Source organism: Acinetobacter sp. V2, assembly GCF_001188385.1.
Classification (GTDB): domain Bacteria; phylum Pseudomonadota; class Gammaproteobacteria; order Pseudomonadales; family Moraxellaceae; genus Acinetobacter; species Acinetobacter oleivorans.
The window spans coordinates 243,474-244,052 of sequence record NZ_JZFB01000003.1; the positions used below are offsets into that span (position 1 = coordinate 243,474).

The 579-nt window shown below is 33.9% G+C and carries 1 protein-coding gene; it reads left to right on the forward strand.

Annotation, left to right across the window (positions count from 1 at the left end; genetic code table 11):
• Positions 1-93: 93 nt before the first annotated feature.
• On the forward strand, positions 94-579 hold a 486-nt coding region (locus tag UC75_RS12040; protein WP_228137324.1), incomplete at its 3' end, for a TetR/AcrR family transcriptional regulator.

Below are 579 nucleotides of genomic sequence, written 5' to 3' on the forward strand. Positions count from 1 at the left end.
GGGCTTTGCTATGCCTTTTATTTGCTTAAAAAGAGTAAAGGCATTTTTATCTCATTTATATACAACAAGAATTTATTTTATAACGGTAAAACTATGCCACATTCAGATCTCCCATCTCGTGCTTTAAGTGTGCTTCACACTTCCCGATATCTTTTTAACAACTATGGCTTTCACAATGTTGGGGTTGACCGAATTATTGAGTCAGCGAAAATCCCAAAAGCGACCTTTTATAACTATTTTCATTCAAAAGAAAGGCTAATTCAAATGAGTTTAACCTTTCAAAAAGATGGACTAAAACAAGAAGTGCTTTCAATCATTCATGATCAAAAAGACTTAACGATGGTTGAAAAGCTTCGCAAAATTTACTTTTTACATGCCGATTTAGACGGACTTTATCATTTGCCTTTTAAAGCTATTTTTGAAATTGCGAAAACGCATCCCAAGGCATATCAGGTGGTTGTTGAATATCGAAGCTGGTTCATTAATGAAATCTATAATTTGCTTTTAACAACCAACGCAAATGCTTCAAAACAAGATGCTTACATGTTTTTATTTGTGATTGATGGGGCAATGGTTCAG